This is a genomic window from Nonomuraea sp. NPDC049655, from assembly GCF_044465465.1.
Taxonomy (GTDB): domain Bacteria; phylum Actinomycetota; class Actinomycetes; order Streptosporangiales; family Streptosporangiaceae; genus Nonomuraea.
Genome location: NZ_JBITLS010000012.1, coordinates 60503 through 85094, shown reverse-complemented (window position 1 = coordinate 85094; position 24592 = coordinate 60503). Strand labels below are relative to the sequence as shown.

General features: G+C 70.3%; 31 protein-coding genes, 1 tRNA gene and 2 pseudogenes. 16 read left to right on the top strand and 18 right to left on the bottom strand.

Annotated elements, in window-relative coordinates; genetic code table 11:
• Positions 1 to 53: 53 nt before the first annotated feature.
• The gene (locus tag ACIBQ6_RS34290) at positions 54 to 626 is read left to right on the top strand and encodes a hypothetical protein (RefSeq protein ID WP_358301048.1); all 573 of its coding nucleotides are present in this window, start codon (positions 54 to 56) and stop codon (positions 624 to 626) included.
• Between the two features lie 49 nt (positions 627 to 675).
• A tRNA-Ala gene (locus tag ACIBQ6_RS34285) sits at positions 676 to 752 on the top strand.
• 78 nt (positions 753 to 830) lie between these two features.
• Here the strand turns inward: ACIBQ6_RS34285 and ACIBQ6_RS34280 are convergent.
• Entirely contained in the window at positions 831 to 1715 is an 885-nt protein-coding gene (locus ACIBQ6_RS34280; RefSeq protein WP_397216963.1) for a hypothetical protein, read from the bottom strand.
• Positions 1716 to 1740: 25 nt separating this feature from the next.
• On the opposite strand from ACIBQ6_RS34280, the gene ACIBQ6_RS34275 reads away from it, so the two are divergent.
• Genes ACIBQ6_RS34275 through ACIBQ6_RS34260 form a run of 4 tightly spaced genes read left to right on the top strand, consistent with a single transcriptional unit; the run spans position 1741 to position 2868 of the window.
• Positions 1741 to 2157 (top strand): Tn3 family transposase, encoded by a 417-nt coding sequence (locus ACIBQ6_RS34275; protein WP_397216961.1) that lies wholly within the window; start codon positions 1741 to 1743, stop codon positions 2155 to 2157.
• Positions 2142 to 2429: a Tn3 family transposase gene (locus tag ACIBQ6_RS34270; RefSeq protein ID WP_397216959.1), complete on the top strand. Its 288-nt coding sequence runs from the start codon at positions 2142 to 2144 to the stop codon at positions 2427 to 2429. Before ACIBQ6_RS34275 ends, ACIBQ6_RS34270 begins: the two co-directional genes overlap by 16 nt.
• Complete coding sequence (locus ACIBQ6_RS34265; RefSeq protein ID WP_397217338.1) at positions 2336 to 2677, top strand: Tn3 family transposase; 342 nt, start codon at positions 2336 to 2338, stop codon at positions 2675 to 2677. Before ACIBQ6_RS34270 ends, ACIBQ6_RS34265 begins: the two co-directional genes overlap by 94 nt.
• Positions 2678 to 2727: 50 nt before the next feature.
• Positions 2728 to 2868 carry a hypothetical protein gene (locus ACIBQ6_RS34260; RefSeq protein ID WP_397216957.1) on the top strand — a complete coding sequence of 47 codons (141 nt, stop codon included), beginning with the start codon at positions 2728 to 2730 and terminating at the stop codon, positions 2866 to 2868.
• A gap of 215 nt (positions 2869 to 3083) precedes the next feature.
• Here ACIBQ6_RS34260 and ACIBQ6_RS34255 read toward each other — a convergent pair whose 3' ends face one another.
• The gene (locus ACIBQ6_RS34255) at positions 3084 to 4271 is read right to left on the bottom strand and encodes an aminotransferase class V-fold PLP-dependent enzyme (RefSeq protein ID WP_397216955.1); all 1188 of its coding nucleotides are present in this window, start codon (positions 4269 to 4271) and stop codon (positions 3084 to 3086) included.
• Positions 4272 to 4327: 56 nt separating this feature from the next.
• Between ACIBQ6_RS34255 and ACIBQ6_RS34250 the strand changes: the two genes are divergently transcribed.
• The 3 genes and pseudogenes from ACIBQ6_RS34250 to ACIBQ6_RS34240 form a co-directional block, all read left to right on the top strand.
• Entirely contained in the window at positions 4328 to 4981 is a 654-nt protein-coding gene (locus ACIBQ6_RS34250; protein ID WP_352325753.1) for a GntR family transcriptional regulator, read from the top strand.
• Positions 4982 to 5123: 142 nt separating this feature from the next.
• Positions 5124 to 5174, top strand: a pseudogene (locus ACIBQ6_RS34245) (hypothetical protein); the annotation flags it as partial.
• 133 nt (positions 5175 to 5307) lie between these two features.
• Positions 5308 to 5462, top strand: a pseudogene (locus tag ACIBQ6_RS34240) (HTH domain-containing protein); the annotation flags it as partial.
• Between the two features lie 463 nt (positions 5463 to 5925).
• Here the strand turns inward: ACIBQ6_RS34240 and ACIBQ6_RS34235 are convergent.
• From ACIBQ6_RS34235 to ACIBQ6_RS34220, 4 genes are all read right to left on the bottom strand, one after another.
• Positions 5926 to 6486 carry a recombinase family protein gene (locus ACIBQ6_RS34235; protein ID WP_397217336.1) on the bottom strand — a complete coding sequence of 187 codons (561 nt, stop codon included), beginning with the start codon at positions 6484 to 6486 and terminating at the stop codon, positions 5926 to 5928.
• A 95-nt stretch (positions 6487 to 6581) separates the two neighbouring features.
• Positions 6582 to 7019: a DUF6640 family protein gene (locus ACIBQ6_RS34230; RefSeq protein ID WP_397191332.1), complete on the bottom strand. Its 438-nt coding sequence runs from the start codon at positions 7017 to 7019 to the stop codon at positions 6582 to 6584.
• Positions 7019 to 8122: an FAD-dependent monooxygenase gene (locus ACIBQ6_RS34225; RefSeq protein ID WP_397216954.1), complete on the bottom strand. Its 1104-nt coding sequence runs from the start codon at positions 8120 to 8122 to the stop codon at positions 7019 to 7021. The genes ACIBQ6_RS34230 and ACIBQ6_RS34225 overlap by 1 nt, the downstream gene beginning before the upstream one ends.
• A gap of 19 nt (positions 8123 to 8141) precedes the next feature.
• Entirely contained in the window at positions 8142 to 8885 is a 744-nt protein-coding gene (locus tag ACIBQ6_RS34220) for a siderophore-interacting protein (RefSeq protein WP_397216953.1), read from the bottom strand.
• 182 nt (positions 8886 to 9067) lie between these two features.
• Here ACIBQ6_RS34220 and ACIBQ6_RS34215 point away from each other — a divergent pair, with 182 nt between their 5' ends.
• The gene (locus ACIBQ6_RS34215; protein WP_352325757.1) at positions 9068 to 9784 is read left to right on the top strand and encodes a WHG domain-containing protein; all 717 of its coding nucleotides are present in this window, start codon (positions 9068 to 9070) and stop codon (positions 9782 to 9784) included.
• On the opposite strand, the gene ACIBQ6_RS34210 is transcribed toward ACIBQ6_RS34215, so the two are convergent.
• The 5 genes from ACIBQ6_RS34210 to ACIBQ6_RS34190 all read right to left on the bottom strand — a co-directional run bounded on the left by ACIBQ6_RS34210 (position 9753) and on the right by ACIBQ6_RS34190 (position 13894).
• Positions 9753 to 10067, bottom strand: a complete 315-nt coding sequence (locus ACIBQ6_RS34210; protein WP_397216951.1) for a hypothetical protein — start codon at positions 10065 to 10067, stop codon at positions 9753 to 9755. The two genes, ACIBQ6_RS34215 and ACIBQ6_RS34210, sit on opposite strands and share 32 nt — an antisense overlap.
• Before the next feature lie 88 nt (positions 10068 to 10155).
• Positions 10156 to 10362: a hypothetical protein gene (locus tag ACIBQ6_RS34205; RefSeq protein WP_397216949.1), complete on the bottom strand. Its 207-nt coding sequence runs from the start codon at positions 10360 to 10362 to the stop codon at positions 10156 to 10158.
• A 268-nt stretch (positions 10363 to 10630) separates the two neighbouring features.
• Positions 10631 to 11776, bottom strand: coding sequence for a MalY/PatB family protein (locus ACIBQ6_RS34200; protein WP_397216947.1), 1146 nt, complete (start codon positions 11774 to 11776; stop codon positions 10631 to 10633).
• A gap of 167 nt (positions 11777 to 11943) precedes the next feature.
• Positions 11944 to 12921 (bottom strand): aldo/keto reductase, encoded by a 978-nt coding sequence (locus ACIBQ6_RS34195; protein WP_397216945.1) that lies wholly within the window; start codon positions 12919 to 12921, stop codon positions 11944 to 11946.
• A 10-nt stretch (positions 12922 to 12931) separates the two neighbouring features.
• Positions 12932 to 13894, bottom strand: coding sequence for an alpha/beta hydrolase (locus tag ACIBQ6_RS34190; protein WP_397216943.1), 963 nt, complete (start codon positions 13892 to 13894; stop codon positions 12932 to 12934).
• A 132-nt stretch (positions 13895 to 14026) separates the two neighbouring features.
• On the opposite strand from ACIBQ6_RS34190, the gene ACIBQ6_RS34185 reads away from it, so the two are divergent.
• The gene (locus ACIBQ6_RS34185) at positions 14027 to 14680 is read left to right on the top strand and encodes a TetR/AcrR family transcriptional regulator (protein ID WP_397216941.1); all 654 of its coding nucleotides are present in this window, start codon (positions 14027 to 14029) and stop codon (positions 14678 to 14680) included.
• A 20-nt stretch (positions 14681 to 14700) separates the two neighbouring features.
• The gene (locus ACIBQ6_RS34180; RefSeq protein ID WP_358287432.1) at positions 14701 to 14904 is read left to right on the top strand and encodes a hypothetical protein; all 204 of its coding nucleotides are present in this window, start codon (positions 14701 to 14703) and stop codon (positions 14902 to 14904) included.
• A gap of 176 nt (positions 14905 to 15080) precedes the next feature.
• Here ACIBQ6_RS34180 and ACIBQ6_RS34175 read toward each other — a convergent pair whose 3' ends face one another.
• The gene (locus ACIBQ6_RS34175) at positions 15081 to 15344 is read right to left on the bottom strand and encodes a Tn3 family transposase (protein WP_397216939.1); all 264 of its coding nucleotides are present in this window, start codon (positions 15342 to 15344) and stop codon (positions 15081 to 15083) included.
• 89 nt (positions 15345 to 15433) lie between these two features.
• Here ACIBQ6_RS34175 and ACIBQ6_RS34170 point away from each other — a divergent pair, with 89 nt between their 5' ends.
• Positions 15434 to 15904: a hypothetical protein gene (locus tag ACIBQ6_RS34170; RefSeq protein WP_397216937.1), complete on the top strand. Its 471-nt coding sequence runs from the start codon at positions 15434 to 15436 to the stop codon at positions 15902 to 15904.
• A gap of 211 nt (positions 15905 to 16115) precedes the next feature.
• Here the strand turns inward: ACIBQ6_RS34170 and ACIBQ6_RS34165 are convergent, their stop codons facing one another.
• From ACIBQ6_RS34165 to ACIBQ6_RS34155, 3 genes are all read right to left on the bottom strand, one after another.
• Entirely contained in the window at positions 16116 to 16877 is a 762-nt protein-coding gene (locus tag ACIBQ6_RS34165; RefSeq protein WP_397216935.1) for an alpha/beta fold hydrolase, read from the bottom strand.
• Positions 16878 to 16902: 25 nt separating this feature from the next.
• Positions 16903 to 17880: an alpha/beta fold hydrolase gene (locus ACIBQ6_RS34160; protein ID WP_397216933.1), complete on the bottom strand. Its 978-nt coding sequence runs from the start codon at positions 17878 to 17880 to the stop codon at positions 16903 to 16905.
• Positions 17881 to 17974: 94 nt separating this feature from the next.
• The gene (locus ACIBQ6_RS34155) at positions 17975 to 18820 is read right to left on the bottom strand and encodes a helix-turn-helix domain-containing protein (RefSeq protein WP_397216932.1); all 846 of its coding nucleotides are present in this window, start codon (positions 18818 to 18820) and stop codon (positions 17975 to 17977) included.
• A gap of 75 nt (positions 18821 to 18895) precedes the next feature.
• Here ACIBQ6_RS34155 and ACIBQ6_RS34150 point away from each other — a divergent pair, with 75 nt between their 5' ends.
• Complete coding sequence (locus tag ACIBQ6_RS34150) at positions 18896 to 20119, top strand: FAD-dependent monooxygenase (RefSeq protein ID WP_397216930.1); 1224 nt, start codon at positions 18896 to 18898, stop codon at positions 20117 to 20119.
• Positions 20120 to 20424: 305 nt separating this feature from the next.
• On the opposite strand, the gene ACIBQ6_RS34145 is transcribed toward ACIBQ6_RS34150, so the two are convergent.
• Positions 20425 to 21258 (bottom strand): NAD(P)H-binding protein, encoded by an 834-nt coding sequence (locus ACIBQ6_RS34145; protein ID WP_397216928.1) that lies wholly within the window; start codon positions 21256 to 21258, stop codon positions 20425 to 20427.
• Positions 21259 to 21601: 343 nt separating this feature from the next.
• On the bottom strand, positions 21602 to 22129 hold the full coding sequence (locus ACIBQ6_RS34140) for a CGNR zinc finger domain-containing protein (RefSeq protein ID WP_397216926.1): 528 nt from the start codon (positions 22127 to 22129) through the stop codon (positions 21602 to 21604).
• Positions 22130 to 22155: 26 nt separating this feature from the next.
• Between ACIBQ6_RS34140 and ACIBQ6_RS34135 the strand changes: the two genes are divergently transcribed.
• The gene (locus ACIBQ6_RS34135; RefSeq protein ID WP_397216924.1) at positions 22156 to 22620 is read left to right on the top strand and encodes a GNAT family N-acetyltransferase; all 465 of its coding nucleotides are present in this window, start codon (positions 22156 to 22158) and stop codon (positions 22618 to 22620) included.
• Positions 22617 to 23780 carry an MFS transporter gene (locus ACIBQ6_RS34130; protein ID WP_397216922.1) on the top strand — a complete coding sequence of 388 codons (1164 nt, stop codon included), beginning with the start codon at positions 22617 to 22619 and terminating at the stop codon, positions 23778 to 23780. Before ACIBQ6_RS34135 ends, ACIBQ6_RS34130 begins: the two co-directional genes overlap by 4 nt.
• Before the next feature lie 41 nt (positions 23781 to 23821).
• Here ACIBQ6_RS34130 and ACIBQ6_RS34125 read toward each other — a convergent pair whose 3' ends face one another.
• Positions 23822 to 24586 carry an SDR family oxidoreductase gene (locus tag ACIBQ6_RS34125; RefSeq protein ID WP_397216920.1) on the bottom strand — a complete coding sequence of 255 codons (765 nt, stop codon included), beginning with the start codon at positions 24584 to 24586 and terminating at the stop codon, positions 23822 to 23824.
• Between the last annotated feature and the right edge of the window lie 6 nt (positions 24587 to 24592).

The window sequence follows — 24592 nt, the reverse complement described above, 5'->3', positions numbered from 1 at the left end:
ACAATGAAGGCGCGACGAGCACAGACGCGCTTTCGTGCTGCCCGGAGGTGGTCGTGAGCAGCGCCTTCCTCTATGTCGCCATTGTGGTGATGTGGCTGTGCGTCCTGATCCCGATGTGGTTGCGCCGGGACAAGACGAACCTCCAGGAGTTGGCCGAACTCGAAGAGCACTACACCGGCGAGCACGCCCTGCCCGACCTGGACAACCTCGACGCCACCCTCGGCGACGAGGACGCGCCGGAGGTCGAGAAGGTCGATGTCCGGCAGTTCCGGTTTCGGCGTAGGGCGATCATCGTAGCGCGCCGCCGGAGGTTGTTGTTCTTCACCGCGCTGCTCGTCCTCGCCTCGGTGGTCACGGCCGGGGTCGAGATGATCCCGTGGTGGGGTGTGGCGCCGTCCGTGGTCGTCATGCTGTCGTACATGGCCTTTCTGCGGATCGCCGTACAGGTGGATCGCGAACGCCGCGAGCGGGCCCTCCAGGCACGCTCTGAGCGGCTGCGACGGGCCCGCGAGCGGCGCCGGGCGGCGGCCGAGGTGGAGGCCGAGGTGATCGACCTGACCGCGCTGCACGCCGACGTCCTGTTCGACCAGTACGCCGAACCACCCAAACGGGCGGTGGGGGACTGAGAGGATGGCGCGAGGACCCTTGGGAGTTTGCTAATCTGGTCGAGTCCTTGGGGATGTAGCGCAGTCCGGTAGCGCACTTCGTTCGCATCGAAGGGGTCAGGGGTTCGAATCCCCTCATCTCCACCAGGGGCCGTTCTTGAAACGGCTGGACTGAGGTTGACGGGATCCCGTCTGATCATCGCGATCAGGCGGGATCTTGTCGTTTCAGGGGTTACCGAATCGGGTTCGTCCTGGTTCGGGGACCGCGGAGTCAGCTTCTGGGAAGGCCCGGGTGGTGTCAGGCCGCTGGTGGTGGGGTGAGATCCGGCCGTTGGGCATGGCGAAACCGACGGTGAGCGGGGCGCTGCGACAGGGTGACGGGTTCTGCGGCTTATGGGGCGGGTAGTGGCCTGCTCTGGCCTGCGGGTGGTGTGCCGTCGAAGGGCTGGGCTGGAGTCGGCGGAGTGTCGGCGAGTGTGACGGGCTGGTCTTGGGGCTAGTAAATGTGGCGCCACTGGTCAGAAAGCGGTCGTTGGCGACGGTGACGAGCAGTGCGACCAGGATGGTTTGGGCGACGCGGCCGTGCGCGGGCCGGTGCTTGGGATCGCCGAGGTCGAGGTCGTGTCCCTTGAGTCGGCCGTTGATGCCTTCGGTGTTGGCGCGGATGGACTCGTAGGTCCCGATCCAGGCAGAACTCAGGTAGACCAGGTCCTGGCGGAACTTGTCGAGGTGGCCGAGATCGTCCTTGCGGACGGTGATGGTGCTGGCTGCAGACTTCGGCAGTTGGGCGGCCTTCAAATCAGGCTGTGGTGGCAGGACGCGTGGTTTGGCTGCGGGGTGAGCGGCTCGCTGCCGGGCGTCGGTCAGGTCGACTGTGGCGGGGCGGCTGGGTCCGCGCTGGGGGAGGCGGTCGAAGCCGGGGCAAGTGACCGATGGGGAGGTGCCTGCTGCTGGGCACTGGAAGCGGACGGCGCCGTTCGCGTTCGCGCTCTGTTTGAGGCGCAGCAAGTACGGCTCTCGCGCGGCGATCAACGCGGCGAGCTCTTCCGACGGCGCGCGGATGGCGGCGTCGTCCAGGCCGCTGGTGGCGTGGGCGAGCCGGTCGGGCATCAGTGGACAGGCTGGGGGGCCGTCGATGAACAGGGTGCCGTGGACGCTGCCCTGCACTCCCCGCTGCCGGACCATGGTCATTCACGGCGGCCAGGTGCTGTCCACCTACACCCACGTCTCGGATCAGTGGTCGACGTACGGCACAAAGATCATCGTGCCGACGGCGCGGGAGGCACACCATGTCCTGGACGACTTTCTGGGCAACGCGACCGACCTACCGACACACGGAGCCATGCTCATCAACTTTGCCTTGTTCGACCTGGTCGGCAAGGCGCTCACTCCGCGGTTGCGGGATCTGACCCGGGTCACCCTGGTCCGTGACGCCACCCCGACCGAGATCGCCAAGCGTTACCCGCCTGCCGGGCCGCTGCCGGGGGCGTGCTGGAATGAGGACCTCATCGCCGGCTGCGGCCCGACCTGCTGCGGATGGCCGGGTCGCTGAAGTACGGGCAGGCCACCGCCTCGCTGATCGTCGGCAAGTGGTCGGCCGCATCCCGGCAGAACGCCTTCGCCGCCGCGCTGAAGGAGTGGGGCATGCTCAGAAGGACCGTCCACCTGGCCGAATATCTGTCGGAGCCGGCCTTCAGGCGGAAGATCGCGGCAGCTGAACAAGGGAGAGCCTGCACGCGCTGTGCCGCGACCTGCTCTACGCCCAGCAGGGCACGATCACCCGGCCGCACCTGGAACAGCAGACCGAGCAGGCGTGGTGCTTGACCCTGCTGACCAACGCGGTGGCCGCCTGGACGACCGAATATTACTCCAGGGCGGTGCTGGAGTTGCGTTCCCAGGGCCGGGATGTGCCGGACGAGATCCTGTCGCACATCTCGCCCGGCCACAGCGACAACATCAACTTCTTCGGCGTCATCAACGTCGACGTTGAGGCGGAACTGGCCGAGCTCGACACCATCGGATGGCGACCGCTGCGGCCCGCGCAACTGCGTGAGCTGGGACTGGCTCCCTGAGCAGCCATCGCGTCGTGCCGTTAAGGGAGGCACGGATGGGGTGAGAAGGGGTGAGTTGGCCCGTGCCCGACGACGGGCCAACGTGCTGCCGACCGGCCGAGTCGGAGTATGCCATCGTCCGGCTGCTGGAGGCCAAGTCCGTCGATGAAACGCTGGAGCTGCTCGACCTGCTGATGGAGACCAGTTGCTGAACAAGGCGCAGGCTGTGGCGAACAAGGAGAAGGTCCGCAAGCATCCGAAGCCGGCGCCCCGCCCTCTACCGTCAGCGTCACGCTGTGGAAATGCGCCATCAACCAGCTCAGACGCAACCGCGCCACGGCCCCCGGTATGACAAGCTTGCTGTCCACTTTGTCATCGGCGCGAAACCCTGGGCGGGTGCCGGCCCAGGGCGCCGGCATGCGTGAGATCACTGGTGCCCTAGGCGTCGAAGTCCGTCGACGGTTTCGACAAGTCGGCGCAGCTCTTCGTCGGTGTTGTAGTAGTGCACCGAGGCGCGGACCAGGTCGGGCAGGCCCCGCGCGCCCATGTCGTACCGAGCGTACTCTCGCAGCGAGACCGACGTGTTGACGTCCAACTCGGCGAGCCTGCGGTGAACGTCGGCCGAGGGCATCCCCGCGACGGTGAAGGTAACGATGCCACACTGCCGTACGCCTTGGTCGTGGACCCGTACGCCGGGCACCTGCCGCAGGTCCTGCCGGAGCCGCCGCGCCAGGTCGCGCACCCGCTCCTCGATGTTGCCCAGCCCCAGGGACAGGGCGTAATCGACAGCGGCGCCCAGGCCGAGCGTGGCGGCGACGTTGCGCTCCCACGTCTCGAACATCCGCGCGGTTTTGTCGATCTCGTAGCTGTCTGGGCCGGTCCAGGCGGCGGAGTGTAGATCCAGTACGGCCGGCCGGATCTGCTCGCGCAGCCGGGGCCGCACGTACAGGAAGCCCGTGCCACGGGGGCCCCGCAGGTATTTGCGGCCCGGGGCGCTGAGGGCGTCGCAGTGCAGCCGCTCGACGTCCAGGTCGAGCTGGCCGGCCGACTGGCAGGCGTCCAGCAGGAACGGCACGCCGGCCGCCTCGGCCAGCCGCCCCACCTCCTCGGCGGGGTTGACGAGACCGCCTTGAGTGGGGACGTGGGTGATCGCGATGAGGCGTACCCGCCCGTCCATCCGGCGCCGCAAGTCCTCCACGTCCATCTGGCCGCTTTCATCGTCGTCGACCACCTCGACGCGTGCCCCGGTGTGCTCGGCCACCTGGAGGAAGGCGATGACATTGCTGGCGTATTCGGCGCGGCAGGTCAGGATGCGGTCGCCGGGGCCGAACGGCAAGGCGTAGAACACCGCCTGCCACGCTCGAGTCGCGTTGTCGGTCAGTGCGATGTCTTCGGCGGCTGCGTTGAGCAGGGCAGCGACGGAGGATCGGACCGCGGCGAGCCGGGGCGCCGCATCAGCGGCCGCCCGGTAGCCGCCGCGCAGTGCCTCGGCGCGCAGGTGGGCGATCACCGTGTCGGTCACGATCGCGGGAGGCAGCGAGGTGCCCGCGTTGTCCAGGTGGGTCACGTAAGTACAGCCGGGCGTGTCGGCCCGAGCCTGTTCAACAGCTTGCATGCAAAACATGTAAACTGAATACAGTAGTGAGGCATTGTATGCAAACGAGGGAGCGAATGAACCACAGCGACACGGCTCCGCTGCGGCGCGACATATCGGAGCAGGTCACCGCACGCATTCTGGACGGTCGCCTGCCCGCCGAGGGGCGCGTCAACGAGGTCCACCTGGCGGCCGAGCTGGGGGTCAGCCGCACGCCGCTGCGGGAGGCGCTCGTGGAGCTCACCGACCGCGGCCTGCTGGTCGCCCAGCCGCGGCGTGGCTTCCGCGTGCCGCCCCTGGACATCGACGAGGCCCGCAAGCTGTATCCGCTGGTAGGCGAGTTGGAGGCCCTCGCCTTGCGGTGGACCGCGCCGCAGGACCTGCTCGGACTCGTTGACCGGCTGGAGGAGCAGCTCGAGGAGATGCAGGCCGTTCTGGAGCAGGGGGAGGAGTTGGCTGCGCTCGACGACCGCTGGCACGACCTGTTGCTCTCGGCCTGCGCCAACGCCCCCCTCATCCGGATCATCGCCCAGACGAAGCCCCTGCTCAAGCGCTACGACGTACTCTATTTCGGCGGCCCCGACCGGGCTCGGCGCAGCATCGACGAACACCGCCGTATCCTCGCCGCGATCCGGGAGGGAGACCTCACCGAGGGGGCGCGATGGCTCGTCCAGAACTGGGTCAACGGAGCCGCCTATCTCGGCCAGGACCCGCACCGGCCCACCCGGTAGATCGCGGCTCGGAAAGGGAGATCATGTCCGGGAAGACACCGGCCTGCCGCACCGACCTGGACGGACATGTGGCCATCGTCACCGGCGGCTCCTCAGGCCTGGGGCACGCATCACATCCCGCACAGGCCGGGCCGCCTCGGCGTTGGCCTGCGACGTCAGCGACGAAGCCGGCGTCCACCGGGCGGCGGGTGAGGTCGCCGAGCGATTCGGCCGCCTAGACATTCTGGTGACCAGTGCGGGATCCAGGCCAGGGGCGACGTCGGCGAGCTCGGCGCGGCCCAGCTCCGGCGCTGCCTTGAGATCAACGTCGTCGGGACCTTCCTGGCCTGCCAGGCGGCCGTCCCGTTCATGCGAGCCGCCGCTCGGCGTCTCGACCAGGACCATCCGCAACGACGTCGAGCGCCTGCGCTCGACCGGCTACCCGGTGCACGCCATGCCCGGGGTGGCCGGCGGCTACCGCCTGGGCGCGGGCGCCGAGCTGCGCCGGCTGGCCCGCCAGAGCGCAGGCGACCCGGCGGCGTGGACGCCCGACCTGGCTTTCCTCGTCGCCGGCCTGTTCGAGCAGTTGGCGTCCGCCTGGGACACCGAGCAGGCCACCGGCCGGCTGGACTTCCTCACCGACACCCTGGCCCGCGCGGCGGTCCGCTGCCGTCCGGGACCTGCTGGAGCTCGGCTCGGGCGCCGTGGCCCTGGTCGACGCGCTGCTGTTCCGGCCGAGATCACCCGGGTGCTGACCGCCGACGGCGTGCTGATCTGGGCCAGCCAGTTGGGCGCCGACAGGCCGCTGTTCCTGGACACGCCCACCGCTATCACCGCATCGGGTAGCGCCTGGAGCGCGGTCCAGGCCGAAGCCGGCTGGGCAACTGGGCCGTGCTGCGCCGAGCCGGGACGCCTCGGCCGAAGACAGCGGCCTCTCCAGGCAGCTGAGGCCCGAGGCCGCGCAGTCAGGCGCCGGGCCCGTCGTTGGCCAGCACCCGGTAGACACTGGCCAACGACGGGTGACGTCCCTTGTTCTTGCCCGTGGAGATGACCAGCTTGGACGCGATCTCCGGCACCGGGACCCCGCGCTCACGCAGGCTGCGCGCATAAGCGACCATGTCGTCGTCGAACACCCTCGGTCGGCCGCCATGGCGGCCGCGCTCGCGGGCTGAAGCCTGGCCCTCGAGAGACTTCTCCCGGATGTACTCGCGTTCGGATTCGGCCATGCCGGTGAGGAACGCGAACAACGCCGCGCCGTGCCCGGACGGGTCGTACATCCCCTGCAACGGGCCCGTCAGCAACTCCAGCTGGATATCAGCCCGGCGCAGCTCTTCGGCGGTGGTCAGCAACTCGGCCGCGCCGCGCCCCAGGCGCTTCATCTCATGCACCGTGAAGATCACCCGCTGGTGCGGGACGGCGGACTTGATCGTGCGGACGTACTCCATGGCCTTGGCGAACTCCGGCCGCACCTTCACGCGCGTGCTGATCTTCTCGGAGGAGAGCGGCTCACATCCTGCCGCCGCCAGGGCGGCTCTCCAGCGGGTGATCTAGCCATTGCTTGGTGATCGTCGGGACGCCGGATCTGTTGGGAGCCCCTAACCAGGCAGGGCTGTGCCGGCCCTCATGGCCGGGCGGCGGAGACCACGGGCATGCGCAGTGTCGCCGCTGTCGCGACCAGCAAGGCCACGAGCAGGACGATCGCCATGAAGACCTGCCCGTGCAGACCGAGGACGAAGACAGTGCGGTCGGCGAACTCCGGATCGTAGGTGGCGGTGCCGGGGAACAGGAGCGCACCGATCATGCCGAGCCACGGGATGGCCAGGACGGCGGCGGCGTGCAGCAGCGTGTTCCGGGCCGGCCGTAGTGCGAGGGCCAGCCCGGTGAGGCCGAGGAGCACGGTCATCACCATGTATTGGGCGTCGTGGAATTTGGCGTGGGGCGGCCAGGCCGGGTTGAAGGCGTGCTGTGCCGCGAGGCCGGGGATGGCCAGGTCGGCGAGTACGGCGCCGACCGTCGTGATCGCTGCGACGGCGATGATCAGGATTCGTGGGAGGGGCATCAGATCGTCCAGGTGTAGGCGGGGGTGAGCGAGCGGGCGAAGAGCACGTTCGGGAGGAGCGGGAGGACCGCGTCCCGCAGGGTGGTCATCGGGGTGGAGGTCCAGTGCGCGGCGGCGCCGGCCTGGCGGGAACGGCGGACGATCAGCTGGGTACGCGGCCTGCGGATGCGGTCGTAGGCCGCCAGCCCTGCGCGTACGCCGAGGGTGTCCACCGCGTGCGCGAGCGTGACTGCGTCCTCGAGCGCCTGGCAGGCGCCCTGCCCCAGGTTGGGGGTCATGGCGTGGGCCGCGTCGCCGAGGACGGCGACGTTCCCGGAGACGTACGTCGGCAGCGCCGGCAGTTCGTGGGTGTCGTGTTGCAGCACCGCCTCCTCGTGCGTGGAGTCGAGGAGCTCGGGAATGGGCCGGTGCCAGCGGGCGAAGCGTTCGCGCAGCTCGTTCAGGCCGACGTGGGAGCCGGCCGGGGCGTTGGCCATCACGTAGCAGTAGATGCGCCCGTCGGGCATCGGCACCTGCCCGAACCGTTCGCCCCTGCCCCACGTTTCCACGCTTCCCTCGACGGGCTGAGGCGGAGCGATGAGACGCCAGGTGGTGTAGCCGACGTAGCGCGGCCCGGGGAGCTCGGGCCAGAGGGAGCGCCGGGTCACGCTGTGCACGCCGTCGGCGCCCACCACGAGATCGGCGGTGCAGGCGCCGCCGTCGTGGCGGACCGTGCCGTCGGGCCGCACGTGCTGGACGTCGATGCCGGGCCGCAGAGCCTCCGGCGGCACGGCTGCTCTCAGCAGGTCGACCAGGGCGGCTCGGTGCACGGTCACCCACGGGCCGAAGCGGCGCTTGAGGCTGCCGACGTCGTTGCGGATCAGCCAGTCACCGCGCCTGCTGCGGATCCCCGCGAGGGGGTCGGCCGAGCCACCCGCGCGCAGGCGGTCGCCCAGGCCGATGGCGTCCAGCGCGCGCAGGCCGTTGGGCTGGATGGTCAGTCCCGCGCCCACCTCGGTGAACTCGGCGGCGCGTTCGAGGACCTCCACCTGCCAGCCGCGCCGATGGAAGGCGACGGCCGTGGCGAGCCCGCCGATGCCGCCTCCTACGATGGTCACTTTCATGTTCAGGTCTCCTTGAGGGTCAGTGCAGGCCGCGCTTGCCCGGGGCCCAGAACGGCTTGGTCTTGATCGAGGCTCGGGGCCAGTTGCGTTCGCGTATCAGGAAGTCGCGCACCAGCTGGCAGGTTCTGGCCTCGCCGGCCACGTAGGCGGCTCCGGCGTTGCCCGGCAGGTCGAGCTCGGCCACGGCGGCGAGCAGCACCGGGGAGGCGACGGCGGGGGCGCCGTGGCGGTGGACGCGGCGCAGCGGCGGCGTCCCGGGCATGGCCAGGTCGTGCTCGGGGGTCTCGCTCTCCAGGACGCCGTACACCTGGGCCGGGGCTCCCAGTGCTCTGATCATCGGCCAGAAGGCGGCGCCGGCGGTCTCCTCGCCGATGAACACGTGGTAGCCGGCGTCGCGGATGAAGAAGTCGGCTTGCGGCCACCAGAAGGTCACGCGGTTCCCGGGCCGCGCGGCCTGTGCCCACTGCAGTCCGATGCCGTCGCCCGCGTACAGGTGGACGCGCAGTTCGATCGCCTTCCTGTCGGGGGCGATGTCCCAGATCGTGTACGTACGCAGCGTCTCGGCCGGACGCAGGATGCCCGACACCGACAGCGGGTCCCGCAGCTGGATTCTGACGTGCTGGCCAGGCGTGTAGGGGAAGGCGACAGGCTGGTCGGTTTCCAGCCGGATCCGGCGCATGGCCGGGTTGACCTGCTCGGCGACGGTGACGGTCGCCTCCATGGCGTACTTGCCGGACAAGCGGTCGCGTATCGGGCGGGCCATGTCAGGAGTCCTTGCGTCGCCGGACGTGAGCGGATCTGGACATCCGCCACCACACGGCCGTGATCAGCACCATCACCGCGAGAAGGATCCACCACATATCGCTCCTTACAAGCTCTAGATTATTTAGAGCCATTAAGGAAACATAGATGCCCTAAGATGTCAACGGAATGACAAGAGAGGTGATGATGTCCGCAGACACCAGCAGGCGGGAACGGCTGCGCCAGGCCACCCTGGAGGAGATTCACGCGGCCGCGCGCAGGCTGCTGGTCGAGCAGGGATCAGCCGCGGTGACCATCAACGCGGTCGCCCGGCAGGTCGGCATGAGCGGTCCGGCTCTCTACCACTACTACGCCGGCCACGACGAGCTGGTCGGCGCGGTGACCGCGGACTTCTTCCGCGAGCTGGCCGCCGTCATGGAGCAGGCCCGCGACGCCCGCGCCGGCGCGCCGTCCGGCGACCGCCTGCTGGCTGTCTGCCGGGCCATGCGCGCCTGGGCCGTCGCCCATCCCGCCGAGTTCGGCTGGATCTTCGCCAGCCCCATCGCCGCACCGAACCGCGGTGCCGGCTCGGTGCGTCACCAGGCCGCCCTGCGTTTCGAGCAGGTCCTGCTCGACCTGACGGTCGAGCTGTGGCGAACACGGCCGTTCCCGGTGCCCGACCTGGCCGACCTGCCCGCCTCCCTGCGCGAGCAGTTGACCGCCTACTCCACCGCCATCGACGGGCTACTGCCGCCCGAGGCCGCACACGTCTTCCTGTCGTGCTGGATCAGGCTGTACGGCCTGCTGTGCATGGAAGTCCTGCACCAACTGGACTTCGCCTACACCGACATGGAGCCCGTCTTCGAAGAGTGCCTGCACGACCTGGCGGTCACCCTCGGCATCGACGACGCGGCGGCATAACTCCGACCGGTCGTCGGGAACGCGCCCAGGAGCCCGTCACCTGGACGTGGTGCGCAGGGTGCTCTCGTCGGCGGGTGCTGGCCGGCTTGGGGCGGGCGTTGCGCAGTGCGGTCTCGACGCCGCGGTTGGTGGTCATGGACGCGGTGACGACGGTCATGGGGAGCAGGAGGCCGGCGGCGGCGTAGAGCGGAGTGTGCAGGTCATACGAGGTGGCCAGCCAGCTGCCGAGGAAGGCGCCGCACGGGGCGGCGCACATGGCGAGCATGCGGGAAGTGAAGGCCACGCGGCCCATCAGATGGGCCGGGACGATGGCCTGCATTTCCTACGGCGACGCTACAAGGGGGAAAAGGGCGGGGGCGTTTCGGCAGGAGTCACCGGACCGGGCGCGGCGCCGGACCGCGGCGTCCCCCGTGAAGCGCGCCGTCTCGGGCCTGTTCGACGGCTTCCGGGTACGCCTCCCGCTTGGCGTGCTCGGCCAGCGCCCGGTAAATCCTGGCGACGGATGGGTTCTGGCCCTTGCGTTTGCCGGTGGGGATGGTCGCGCACATGCCGGTCGGCGGCGTCGGGGGCAATGTCATGGCCGGTGGCCCATGAGGTGAGCGCGGCGAGGTGGGTGTGGTGGGCGGTGAGCGTCCCGGTCAGTGCGGAGAAGACGTTGAAGACGCCCTCGTCCGTGACAGGGAGCGCTCCGCCCAGCTGTTCAGAGAGAGAGTCCATCATCGGGTGCGAGGGGCAGGTCACGGTGACGGAGCGGCGCTCGCGCACGGCGGGCAGCGGATCGCCCCGCCCGCGAGACCGATGACGACTCGCGTGGGCGTCCGCGGTCGGCTCGCCCGGAGGGCGCGGTCAGTCCACGGCCTCGCGCATACGGCCCAGGATGTCCCGCAGGAGGTCCGGTGACGTACCGAAGTTGAGCCTGACGAAGCCCTCGCCGCCGGTACCGAAGGTCCGGCCGTCATTCAGCAGGACACGGGCCTTCTCCAGAAAGAATGTGTGCGGGTCGGTTGGGAGATCGAGGGCGCGGCAATCCAGCCAGGCGAGAAAGCCGGCCTCCGGGACGCGGTATCCGATGCCGCGCGGCAGCCCCTCATGCACCAGCACGGCGTTCCGGTCCAGGACCGGCCGCAGCTGTGACAACCAGGAGTCACCGTCCCGCCAGGCTGCCAAGGTGGCGGCTACGCCGAAGGTGTTGGGCTCGCCGTACAGGTGGGTCGGGCCCGAAAGGGCCGCGCGCACGTCGGCCGCGCCGATGTGCGCGATGGCGCAGCGTACCCCCGGCACGTTGAACGCCTTGGTCGCGGAGGTCAGAGTCACTGTCCGGGCGGCCGGCTCGGACGACAGGGAGGCAAAGGGGATGTGCCGGTGCGGGCTGTGCACGAGGTCGGAATGGATCTCGTCGGATATGACCAGCAGGTCGTGGCGCCGGACCAGTTCGGCGACCGTCTCCAGCTCCTGGCGGCGTAGCACGCGCCCGGTCGGGTTGTGCGGGTTCACCAGCAGCAGCACCCGGCAGCCGCCATCGGCCAGCTCCTGGTCGAGCCGCTCGGCGTCGAAGACCCAGCCTTCGTCCTGAAGGACGTACGGGATGGGGTGCAGGCGCCGCTCCATGCCCGTCACCGTTTCCAGGAAGGGCGGATACGCCGGAGTGTGCAGGGCGACGCCGTCGCCGGGGCGCGTGGCAACGCGCAGGACGGCCTGGAGCCCCTGGTTGATGTCGGTGAACTCCCGGACGTGGCCGGGGTCGAGCACCCAGCCGTGGCGTTCGCGCATGCGCTCGGCGAAGGCGGCCCGCAGGGGGATCTGCTCGGGGCGCCCGTCCCACGAGGGGTATCCCAGGTCCTCCTGCACACACCGCATGAGGGCCTCCTGCACGGCGGGGGCCGGCGGGAAGTCCATCTCCGCGATCCATGCCGGCAGCACACCCGGCTCGGCCCGGCTCCACTTCACTCCGGGGCGACGGGCCAACGATGAAAGGTCAAGGTCGTCGAACATGGCTTCTCCTGTCCCTCAGGGGGCCGATAGAAGATGTGATCGGCCAGCGGGTGGGTGGCGTCGCGGTCGACGTACGTGGCGATCGTCGCGAGGACAGTGAGCGCAAGGCCTGCGACATCGTTCTGAGCGGTGATCGTGCATGGCTGGGTTCGTCGGTGCTTCTCTCTTCACTGGTCGATCAGGGCGATGCCGTGGTCGCCGTATCGGGCACCCTGGGCCCCGGTGTCGGGGACGGCGACGTCGATGGCGGCGAGGTCGGCGGCGGTCAGGCGCAGGTCGAGCGCGGCCAGGTTGTCGCGCAGGTGAGGGCGGCGGGAGCTGCCGGGGATGGGGATGACGTCGCTGCCGCGGGTGAGGAGCCAGGCGAGGGCGATCTGGGCGGGGGTGACGCTCTTGGCAGCGGCGAGGTGGGCGATGGCGTCGACGATGGTCAGGTTGGCCTCGAGGTCGTCGCCGTTGTAGCGGGGAGCGGTGGCACGGAAGTCGCCGGGTTCATAGCGCGTGGTGGCGCGGACGGCCCCGGTGAGCAGGCCGCGGCCAAGAGGGCTGTAGGCGATCAGGATGGCGCCGAGACTGCGGATCGTGGACAGGATGTCGTGTTCGACATGGCGTTCCCACAGCGAGTACTCGGTCTGGACGGCGCTGATCGGATGGATGGCATGGGCGCGGCGGAGGGTGTCGGCCGAGACTTCGGACAGGCCGATGTGGCCCACCTTGCCCTGGGCGACCAGCCCGGCCAGGGCACCGACGGACTCCTCGACGGGGATGGCGGGGTCGACGCGGGCGAGGTAGTACAGGTCGATGTGATCGGTGCGCAGCCGACGCAATGACGCTTCGCAGGCACGCCGCAGATCGCCTGGTGAGCCGGCTGGGACCAGGCCCTCGGCGGTGCGGCGGACTCCGGTCTTGGTGGCCAGCACGACGCGGTCGCGGTGCGGTGCGAGGGTCTGGCCGAGGAGTTCCTCGTTCGCTCCGTCACCGTAGAAGTCGCCGGTGTCGAACATGGTGACGCCCGAATCGAGGGCCTCCAGCAGGGTGGCTGAGGCCTCGTGCGGGTCGGCGGGGCCGTAGGTTCCGGTCATGCTCATGCAGCCGAGGCCGAGTCGGGAGACCGCCGGGCCGTCAGGTCCAAGAGTGACGAGCATTGTTCCTCCGTCACTTTGCCAGAGCCGCGCGGAGGAACGCGAGGATCTCCGCCTGGGCGGCTTCAGCCTGTGGTTCCACGCCGGGCAAGGTGAGGAACGCGTGCTTTGCTCCCGGGTATTCGGTGAGCCGCACGGGGGTCCCCGCCTCGCGCAGTTGCTCGGCGTAGCGGCGGCCGTGGTCGGCGACAGCGTCCCGGGTGGGCACGACCACGAGCGCCGGGGCGAGCCCGCTCAGGTCGCCCGCGTACAGCGGCGAGACCGCGCCGGTGTCGGCTCCTGGCGGGACGGCGAGCCGCTCTATGAGCTGCAGTTGCGGTAGGGCCCGAGCCGGGCTGTATGCATACTCGGCGATCGAGGGGTAGTCGGCCATCGTCTCGGTCACGTCGACCACGGGGTTGACCAGCACCTGCGCCTTCAGCTCCAGGCCGGCCTCCCTGGCCCGGATGGCCGTCAGCGCGCTGATCAGCGCGCCGCAGCTCTCACCGAAGACGGCCGCGCGCGCAGGGGCGACGCCCCACCGCGCGGCGTGCCGCACCACGTGCTGGAGCACGTCCCAGCCGTCGTCGGCGGCGTTTGCGAGCGGGCTGCCGGGGGCGAGCAGGCGGTGCTCGACCGAGACGACGAGGGCGGGCAGTCCCGCGGCGAGGTGGCTGTTGGTCCAGTCGCACTGCGCCGCCGTGCCCACGAAGCCGCCTCCGTGCACATGGACCACGAGTGGCAGGTCGGTTGTGGTGCCGGCTTCGCCGTCTCCCGTCGACACCGGCCGGTACACCCGGACCGGGAGGTCGCGGCCGGGCAGTGCCACCTGCTGCCAGACGATCGCGGCGCCGGGATTCGGTTCCCCGAGGATTGCCCGAGCCGTGCCGGACGCCCGCCAGCGGTTCTCTGCGTCGCGGTAGGCGCGCAGTTCCTCGGTCGTGATTGCCGAGAAGTCCGGCTCCGGCGGCCGTGTCGCAATGGTGGTCTCACTCATGTGTCCTTCTCCCCCTCCCGGCCGGATGCCGGGTGTGCCGTTGTGGCTGGACAGTGCGTTGCCCCCATTATGCACGCGGTGCGTGCATCGCCAAGTGCATAAGTTAGTCTGAGTTCGGACGAGAGGGGCGAGATGACTGGCCGACGGCGATGGTCGACCGAGGAGATCCTGGACACGGCGGCGGAACTGCTGCGCACGGGTGACGCCGAGTCGTTCAGCGTGCGCAAGCTCGCAGCGGTGCTCGGGACTGACTCCTCCAGCCTCTACCGGCATTTCCGCAACAAGACCGAACTGCTGCGCGCGGTTGCCGACCGGGTCCTGCTGGCCGCCATGGACGGCTACCGCCCCGAGGGCGACTGGAAGCAGCGCATCACCGCCCTGGCCCTGCGCCTGCGCGAGGCCTTCGGCGAGCAACTCCAACTCGCCACGGTGTGGGGACGCTATGGGTCCGGCGGAGCCGGATCCCGATTGGTCATGGAGGAACTGCTGCAGGCCCTGCGCACGTCCGGCCTGCCCGACGAGGAGATCCCGGTGCGATACCACCGCATCGTGATCCTCCTCTCCGCGCTGATCGCCTCCGAGGCCGGTATCAGCACCATCACCCCCAAGGAGTACGAACAGGCCATGGAGCAGTTCCGCGTCGCGGTGCTCGGCGCCGACCCCGAACGCTTCCCCGCCCTGGCCCACTTCGCCCGCGGCATCCGCCCCCTCGGAGCAGACCGCCGCGCCGCATTCGAAGAGACCCTCGCCGCCCAACTCGCCCACATCGAGGCCCAGATCCCCTGACGTGCTGGACCCTGCGTGCCATGCGGTCGGGTCGCGCCACCGCCGCAGGCCCGGTGCTGGAGGGCGAGGAGAGCCGGGCGGTCGTTCAGACCGAACCGGCCCGGCCGCCCGCTGACCGGGCAGTGGACACCCCGGGGGCGGAGCGGGGGCCGGGCACCCTGGCCGCCGCCGCGGCGGCGGCCAATTCGAGGTGGGAGTTCATGTCCAGCTCGAACCGGCCGTAGGCGGTTTACGTGGGTCCAAAACAGCGGGGACAGGGCCTGCCGGTCCGCGTCGGTGAGCCGCTTGTGCCACTTCTCCGCGCTCAGGATGTCTGGAGGAGCACGGTGTTGACGTGCACCAATGCCGACTGGAGCAGGTGCAGGGCGGGCGGTGCTCAGCCGCAGGGCGGTGGTGTACTTCACGATCTGTCGTACTGCTGGCGGATCAGGTCCCAGTCGATCGTCTTGGTCGACAGCACCGGCGCCAGCTGCGGCCACTTCTCGTCCTCCCCGGCCGTCGGCCGGTACAGCCTCGCGGACCCGACGTTCTTCAACCGGGGCAGCAGGTTGAAGCCGAGCATGTGAGCGAAGGCGAACGCGACCATGGACGCGCCATGCGTGTCGGGCGTCGCCGAGCACGGTCCCCGATGAACCCAGAAGATCGAAAACGCCGGCAAGCGCACCCCAGATCCGCTACGGAGAGCCACTTGTCACTTCGCGACAGCTTCGGGAGAACAGGGCCGTCTACCGGCGCTACCCGCGGGCACTGCTGGTGTCGCTGGACGAGGAGCTCGGCGACGTGGCGATCCATCAGGACCGCCTGATCCACACCGACGCCTTCCTGGGCATGCTGCGTGCCATCGGGCTGGGTGTCGCCGAGGCGCAGATCGTGCACCGCGATCTGACACTGCGGCTCTTCGGGTTCGTGCTGCTCATGGACCATCGTCAGGACCAGGGGCAGTCGGTCATGGAGCACACCCCCGTCCCGCCGCTCTGGTTGCGGGCACATCCCGACCTGGCCGTTCCGCACCTTCGCGAAGCGGTCGCCGCTGCTCCGCTGATGACGGTGGACGAGGCGTTCGAGCATGTCATGCATGGTGTGATCGTCGTCGTGCGCGACCTGCTGGCTGCTGCCGGGGAGCGTCACATAGACGTCGCAGACCGGGTCGAGGTCTTGCGCAGCGCGGGCTCAGGGGCGTGCGGGAGAAGTGCCGGCATCACGTCCAGGCCGCCCGTCGGGTAGGGGACGTCGAGAACCGCCACACCTCGGCGATCCCCATCTGCCTGGCTGTGTCTGGCAACGCCCGCGCTCGGCCTCGTCTGCTCATCTCAACCGGTGAGCAGACGATCGCGAAATCCGAGACGTCTCCAGACTGCGAGGCGAGGGAGGCGACCCCTTACCATCAAAGCCGGCCGCCCAGCTCACAGCGCTGTACCGGGACGGGTGACCTCCGTCAGGAGGGTGCGATGCGTCGCAGGAAGGCCGAGATCTCGACCGCGACGACGTCCGGCCGCTCCAGGCCGCACAGGTGGCCGAGCTCCTGGAGCAGGACCGCGCGGCTTCCGGGCATGCGCCGCACGTCGTCAAGCTGCTTCGCCTGGTCCACGACGACGTCCTTCCCGGCCAGGAGGTAGCAGGTCGGTACGCGCATCCCGGGCAGCTCGTCGGCCTGGCTGGTCAGCGCGCCGCCGGCCAGCCAGCCGTGCCACATCCGTTCGGTGACGGTCAGCATGCTGCTCGTCAGGCCCGATGTCCTGGACGGGTCCACGGAGATCGCCGCCACCGCGTGCGTGAGAGCCTCGACGTCGCCGTACGCGGCGTCGAAGCCGGCGATCACCTCGTCCTCGGCCGTCGTCCCCGCGGCGTTCCACGGGACGACGCCGATCAGGGCTCGCACCTCGTCCGGGTGGTCGAGCGCGATCCGCACCGCGATCGCGCCGCCGATGGAGTAGCCGACGAGGCTGTAGTCGTCGGCGCCCGCCTCGTTGATCGCCTCGTGCAGGATCGCGGCGAGCGAGGGCAGCCGTCCGTCCGCGGGCGCGCGTACGGACCGGGCGTGTCCGGGCAGGTCGAAGATCAGGACGCGGAACCCGTCGAGGTGCCGTGCGATCCCGGCCATCAGCTCGGCCGAGGCGCCGAATCCCGGCAGCATGACGACTGTTGACGGGCCCTGGCCGTGTTCTTCCCAGTAGATGCCGGAGCTGGTGTGTGGCATGGTGATCTCCTTGGTCGGGTGAAGGTCAGCGGTGTGCGTGGCGGGCGGCGAAGGCCAGGAGGAGCGCGGCGGTCCGCGGCGGGTCCTCCATGATGGGCGAGTGCCCGACGCCGGGCAGCACCTCGACTGTCGCGCCCGGGACGGCGCGGTATTCGGCGGCGGAGGAAGAGCGCCACCTGCGGTCGTCGGCGCCGAAGATCACCAGCAGCGGCTTGCCGAGGGGGGACAGCCGGTCAGGGAGCGCGCGTCGGTTCACGTAGTCGTCGCCGTCCTGCGAGGTCGCGACGAAGGCGTGGTAGGTCATCTCGCGCGCGTCGTCCACGACCGCCTGTGGGACCTCGTAGCCCGGACGGCTGAACGCGTTGCTCGCGGCGTCGCGGATCAGGCTGTCGGTTCGGAGCCGCCACAGCAGCTGCCCGATGACCGGCTTGTCCAGAAGTCCGCCGACGAAGCCGGTCGAGACGGCGGCGTTCAGGCGCGGTGCCGTGTCGATGATCGCGAGCGCGGACACCAGGTCGGGGCGCTGCTCGGCGAGGGCGGTGGCGACCGCGCCGCCGGTGGAGTGGCCGACCACCACGGCGTGCTTGACGCCGAGCCGGTCCATGACCTGGCCGACCCGGCGTCCCTGCTCCGGCATGCCGTAGCCGCCGTCGGCCGGTTTGGCCGACCGGCCGTGTCCGAGCAGGTCGAGCCGGATGACGTGGTAGGACTCGGCCAGCAGCGGGACGAGGGCGTCCCACGAGCGGGTCGAGGCGGCGAGCCCGTGGATCAGCACGAGCGCCGGGGCGCCGGCCGGGCCGTCCTGGCGCACGTAGACGTTCCCGCCGTCGAGCGGCAGGGTCGGGCTCCCGCCGGCGCTCTGGCGGGTCACCACCGCCGCGTTCACGAGCAGCGATCCGGCGATGACGACAAGGACGGCCGCGGCGATCAGGAGGCGCCGCCGGCGCCGTGTCAGCCTCCGGGACGGAAGGCTGCGGCGAGCGGCGCGATGGAGAGTGGTCATGGCCCCACGGTCGCCGCCGGTGCGCGCGGGTGTCTTGAACGAATGTCCTCAGGCGCGGCAGGGCGCGCTGCGGGGCCAGGCGAGGCGAATGCGCTCAGGAGGGCGAGGGCGCGCTGCCGGGCCAGGCGATGTCGTCCACCGCGAGGAACGGCTCGGCGACGACGGTGGCGGGGGTCGTGCCGGTGAACGCCATGACGTCCCGATGCAGATGGGACTGGTCGGCGTAGCCGGTGTCGGCCGCGACCCGGGCCGCGGCCACGCCCGCGACCAGCCGGTGGGCGGCGTGGTCGAAGCGGACCAGCTTCTCGGCCTGCTTGGGCGCCAGGCCGAGCTGCGACCGGAACCGCGACCACAGCCGCTTACGACTCCACCCGACCTCGGCCGCGAGCCCGTCGACCCTGGCCCGGCCCCGGCTTCCGACGATCCGGCGCCAGGCCCAGGCGACCTCCTGGTCCACCGGCGGCCCCGCATCGTGCCGGCGGGCGAGCAGCGCGTCGACCAGAGCGAAGCGATCCTGCCACGACGGGACGCCGCCCAGCCGCTCACGGATCCGTGACGCCTCTCGCCCCCACAGGTCCTCCAGGGACACGACGGCGTCTCCGAAGTCGGCGGGCGAGACGCCCAGCACCGCGCGGGCGATCACCGGCGACAGGCGTACCTGCACGCACTCGACGTTCTCACCCCACACCCGGACCGAGCCGCCGGATCCGAGCCCGGGCCCGGCGACCATGCTGCCGCGCTGCCGCCGCCCGCCGTCACGGTCAAGGACGGGCGAAGCGGCGCCGAACTCCACCAGCAGCGTCATGGCCGGGTGCGGGACCATCCGGAGCACGTCCAGGTCACGGACGCGGAACCCGGCCATGGTGACACCGGCCACCCGGCTCGGCCGCGAAGGGCACGCGACGTCCCACATCGCCTTATCGCGCACGAATGTCCGCATCGTCCCATGCTAGCCAGCCGACGGCGGGAACATTCGTCCAATCCGGCGGCGCGTACCGGCGGCGACAGTGAGTGCATGACGTCAAGGATTCTCATCTCCGGAGCCGGCGTCGCGGGTCCGGTCCTGGCCTACTGGCTCACCAGGCACGGCTTCGAGGTCACCGTCGTGGAACGGGCCACGAGCCTGCGTAAGACGGGCGCGCACGCGGTCGACCTGTTCCGGCCCGCGATGGACATCTCGGAGAAGATGGGCGTGCTCTCGCGCGTCGAGGAGCGGGCCACCGGCACCAGCCGGATGAGCGTCCACCAGGAGGGCGCGCGGCGCCCCGTCCGGGTGGACCTCTCCAAGATCTTCGGCGCCGCCTCCGGCCGGCACGTCGAGATCATGCGCGACGACCTGAGCGAGATCTACCACGATGCCGCCCGCGACGACGTCGAGTACGTCTTCGGCGAGTCGATCACCGCGATCTCGCCCGACGGCGAGGTGCGGTTCGAGAACGCCGCGCCGCGCCGCTTCGACCTCGTCGTCGGCGCGGACGGGCTGCACTCGAACGTGCGCCGCCTCGTGTTCGGGGACACGCCCGGCGCCTTCATCGGGGCCTACTTCGGGGTGCTGACCCTGCCGAACCTCTCCGGTCTCGACGGCGAGCTCGTCATGCACGTCGGCGTCGGCCGGACCGTCGGCGTCTACGGCGCGCGTCACCTCGACGGGGCGCGGGCGTTGTTCCTGTTCCGGAGCGCGTACGAGCTGGACTGCCATCACCACGACGTGCCCCGTCAGAAGAAGCTGCTGCGGGAGGCGTTCGACGGCATGCACCCGGCCGTGGACCGCTGGCTGGGCGAGCTGGACCGCAGCCCGGCGTTCTACTTCGACTCGATCAGTCAGCTCCGCATGGACTCCTGGTCGCGGGGGAGGGTGACGCTCGTGGGCGACGCGGGCTACAGCCCCGGCCCGGCCGTCGGCGGCAGCACCAGCTTGGGCGTGGTCGGCGCGTACGTCCTCGCCGGGGAGCTGGCGCGGGCGGGCGGCGACCACGAGCGCGCCTTCCCCGCCTACGAGCGGGCGATGGCCGAGCACGTGCGCGGCAGCCGCGAGGCCGCGCTCAGCGCGGCGAGGACTCTGATCCCCACCTCACGACTCGGGGTGGCGGGACTGGCGCAGGGAGCTCGTCTGATCTCCGGCCTGCCGTCCGGGATCGGCCGCGCCCTCCTCCGTCTCACCACGAAGAGCGCGCGTCTCCACAACTCCATGACCGTCGAGGACTACCCGTGCCCTCCATCACGGGCCCCGCTCGGGTAACCGCTGTTCGTCGGCGAACCGGGAAATTCGCCCAGCGGGAGGGCGTACGAAAGCGCATATGACGCGGCTACAGTGACGAGCAGACCAGCCGCGTCGCGTCCGAGGGCGGAAGTCCGTGGAGCCGGGACGGAGCAGTACCGGCTGCACACCAGCGAAGACCATCGACGAGTCGGATCCGACGTTCCCCTGCCGACGGTGTAGGAGTCTCCATGGATGGCCAGGCTCACTGGCTTCCCGGATGCGTGCATCGCGACATCCAACTAAAGATCGACACTTGTGGCCATCGTCCGGACAGGTTCATGCCGTCAGCGGAAGGCTGCGGCGTTGCGCTTGGCCCAGTCGGCGAAGGTGGCGGGGGCGCGGCCGAGGATCTTCTGGACATCCGGGCTGACGGTCTGCTCGCGCAGGGTTGGGGTGCCGAGAATGTCGAGGGTGGTGTCGGCCACCGGGGCGGGCATGAAGGTGAGCATCTGGGCGAGGGCCTCTTCCCGGGTCTGGTCGATGAAGGCGACGGGCTCGCCGATGGCGTCCCCGATGGCGGCCGCGCGCTGGCGTGGGGTGGTTGGCGTGGGGCCGGTCAGTTCGTAGATCGCCTTCGTGTGGCCCGGCTGGGTCAGGGCGGCGGCGGCCACGGCGGCGATGTCGTCGGGGTCGATGACCGGCAGGCCGACCTCGCCGAAGGGCGCGGCGATCGTGCGGCTCGCCTTGACGGACGAGGCCCAGGCATAGGCGTTGGAGGCGAAGCCGCCGGGGCGCAGGATGGTCCAGTCGGTGCCGGACTCCATGACGACCTGTTCGAAGGCGGCGAAGGCCTGCCCGTGTGACAAGGAGTCCGGGCGGGTGGCCACTCCCTGGGAAGAGAGCAGGACGATCTTTCCGGCGCCCGCGAACCGGGCGACGACCCGAGCGGGGTCGCCGGCCATCATCAGGTCTCCGCCGACGAGGAGGAAGACCGCGTCCGCCGCGGAAGGCATGTCGGCGGACGACTGGGAGAGGTCGGCGGCGACCGTGCGGACGCCGGGTGACACGTCGCCATTGGTGATGCGGCGGGAGACGGCGGTCACCTCATGGCCCTGTTCCGCGAGGATGCGGACCAGCGTGCGGCCGACATTTCCGGTGGCTCCGGTTACGACGATCACAATGAACACCTCGATCTGACAGTTAGTTGGCTGACTGACTGAGTAGAACCTAGCACGATCGAGGTCCCTGTAGTTAGTCAGATGACTGACTTTCTAGGAGTCCGCCTGTGTCCAGGGGGTCGGCGCCGAGCGGAGGAGGCTCATGAGGGCGTGCGGTCGAAGACGTGCGCCAGCAGGACGCTGAGCGCGCCACAACCTTGCGACGAAAGCCGGGACCTGCGGCTCACTGGCCTGGATGTGGGCGCGATGGTGGACAAGCCGGCCCGGGACAGTCGTGGGGTGGCTCACTCGGGTGGAAGAGGGGCCCTCGCCGGAGCAGCGGCTGCGCTCGCCTGCCGGGCAGTCAGCCGGCGGGCGTGGAGTGACGGGCGCGGTGGCGGCGTACTGCGTCTCTGTTGGCGCACGAGGGGGAGCAGTAGCGCTGACGTGCGGTGCGTGAGGTGTCCGCGAAGATCGTGTCGCAACCGGCGGCGGCACACCGTCCGAGCCGGTCCATGCCCCGGCTGACGAGGTGCATCGCCGTGCCGACCGAGATGAGGGCGAACAGCACCGCGCCGAGCGGCTGCAGGTCGTCGCGATAGTGCAGGTGCCAGCCATGGGCGTGGTCGGTCAGCCGGGGGTAGGCGGCCGACCGGGCCAGCATCTCGTTGACCAGTTTGGCCTTCTCGCGCTCGCCCGTGGCGTCGACGACGTTCGTCCAGGCGGCGATGACGGCGAGGGTCTGGTCGAGATCCGACGGTTCGAGCGGGCGTTCCAGCACCAAACCGGCCGTGCGGCAGCGGTGGGCGAGTTCCTCGGCGCTCGCCGGTGGGCGGTTCGCCAGTTCCGCGGCGAAGTTCACCACGTCCGCGCCGTAAGGGTTGAGGTGCACAAGGTCATTACATCAGCCTGTACGTCATGACGCGAACAGCAACGGAGCAGGATGTTCCGGAACTCGTCCGCCTCCGGGCGCTGCTCTTCGACGACCTCGGCGGCGACTTCTTCCATCCCGCGGACGCCGATGACGACTGGCGCGACGCGCTCGCCCGGGTCTTCAGGCAGAAGCTGGCCGAACCCGACTGCCGGATCCTGGTCGTGGACGGCGACACCGGCCTGGCCGCCTGCGGCATCGGCACGATCGAACAGTGGTTCCCCGGCCCCCACTCCCGCAACGGGAGGATCGGCCACGTCATCGGCATGGTCACCGACCCGTCGTACCGGCGGCGTGGGCACAGCCGGGCGATCATGCTCGGTCTGCTCGACTGGTTCCGCGAGCGGGACGCCGTACGGGTCGATCTCACCGCCTCCCGCGAGGCGGAACCGCTCTACCGGCGACTCGGCTTCGCCGACCACCCCGACCCGCTGTTGTGCTGGAAGCCGTGAGGACGTCGCGATACCGCTGGATCATTCTGGGGGTCGCGACCTTCACGCAGGCCACGGCCGCGTTCTTCGTGCAGGGCATCGGCGCGATGAGCGTCCACCTGCAACGGGACCTGAGGCTGAACACGACCCAGCTGGGCCTGCTGCAGTCGGCGGCTCAGCTGCTTCCGCTGGCCGGGCTGATCGTGGCGGGACGGCTGCTGGACCGCCACGACGAACGCCGGGTCGTCGGGATCGGCGCTCTCGTGGTCGCCGCCGCGCTGGCCGTCGGCAGCGCGGCTCCGGGGTACGTCTCCTTGCTCGTCGTCCTGCTGGTCGTCGGTGCCGGGTACAGCGCCATTCAGCCGGGCGGCAGTAAGTCGGTGGCGTCCTGGTTCGATGCTTCGAAGCGCGGTTTGGCCATGGGCATCCGTCAGGCGGGGCTTCCGCTCGGCGGCGTCCTCGCCGCGTTCGCGCTTCCCGCACTGGCGACGAGCTTCGGCTGGCGGTCGACGCTCGTGGCCGGTGCGCTCGTCGCATTGTCGGGCGCCGTCGTCTTCATGGCCTTCTACCGCCGCCCGCCGGACCGGCGCCCGGTGCCGGCCGCGTCCCGCGTGCGGCTGGAACTGCTGCGCGAACCGTACCTGAAGAAGATCGTCCTGTCCGGCACGAGCATGGTGTCGGTGCACAGCGGCGTGGGCGTTCTCACCGTGTTGTACCTGCACGAGGTGACGTCCATGGACGCCGCCTCGGCGGCCCTCGTCTACGTCGCGGTCCAGTGCGCGGGCGCGCTGGGCCGCGTCTGCCTGGCGGCGTGGAGCGACCGGCACAGGTCCGGCCGCTACGCCTGCGTCCTGACCTGCCTGGCCGCCGTGATCATCGGGATGACGCTGCTGGCCACCCCCGTCGGCCGATCCCCTGTCGCGGCCTGCCTGCTGTTCGTCTGGCTCGGCTTCTTCGGAATCGGCTGGTACGGCCCCTGGGTCGCCTACGCCGCCGAATCGGCGCCGCCGGACCACACCGGATTCACCCTCGGCCTGGCCATGGCCGTCAACCAGGTGGCGGTCGTCCTTGCGCCGCCCGTGCTCGGCCTGCTCACGGACCTGACCGGCAGCTTCGCGCCCGCCTGGGCCCTGCTCGCCGCGCTGACCGCTGTCACCATGGCGACGACCGCCCGGCTGTGACCAGTTCGGACGGTCGCCGGCCGTATCCTCTCGCCGGATCGTCACCAGGGCAGTGGGCCGTCCTCGCTGAAGAATCCGCCGGTCGGGCCGTCCTCGCCGAGGGTGGCCAGGCGCACCACCACGGCCGCGCCCTGCGCCGGGGTGAGGAAGCCGCTGTGGCCGTTGATGTCGGTGTCGACGTAACCGGGGGCGGCGGCGTTGACCAGGATGTTCTCTTTACGCAGCTCGTTCGCGTACTGCAGGGTCAGCGCGTTCAGCGCGGCCTTGGACGGCGAGTAGGCCGCTGACGGCAGCCCCGACAAGGGCCCGTCGACCTCGGCGGTCAGCGTCAGCGAAGCGGCGTGGCTGGAGAGGTTGACGATCCGGGCGGCGGGGGATCGCCGCAGCAGCGGGAGCACCGCGTTGGTCACGTTGATCACTCCGAGGACGTTGGTCTCGAACACCTCGCGGACCAGCTCCACGTCCACGGCGCTGGGGACGCGGTCGAGGGCGTCCTGGGGCGCGGCCTGGCCCGATCCGGTGATACCGGCGTTGTTGACCAGCACGTCCAGACGGCCGAAGCGGTCGTCGATCCAGGAGGCGGCCGCCTGGGCGGTGGAGGGGGCGGTGACGTCCAGTTCGAGCGCGTGCGCGTCCCCTCCCGTGGCGCGGATCGCCGCCGCGGTCTCCTCACCGCGGCGCGCGTCACGGGCGCCGACCAGGACGGTCACCTTCCGTGCGGCCAGCAGTTCGGCGACCGCGCGGCCGATTCCCTTGTTCGCGCCGGTGATCAGGGCCACCTTCGGCTGTGACGTGTGCTCGTTCATGGGTTG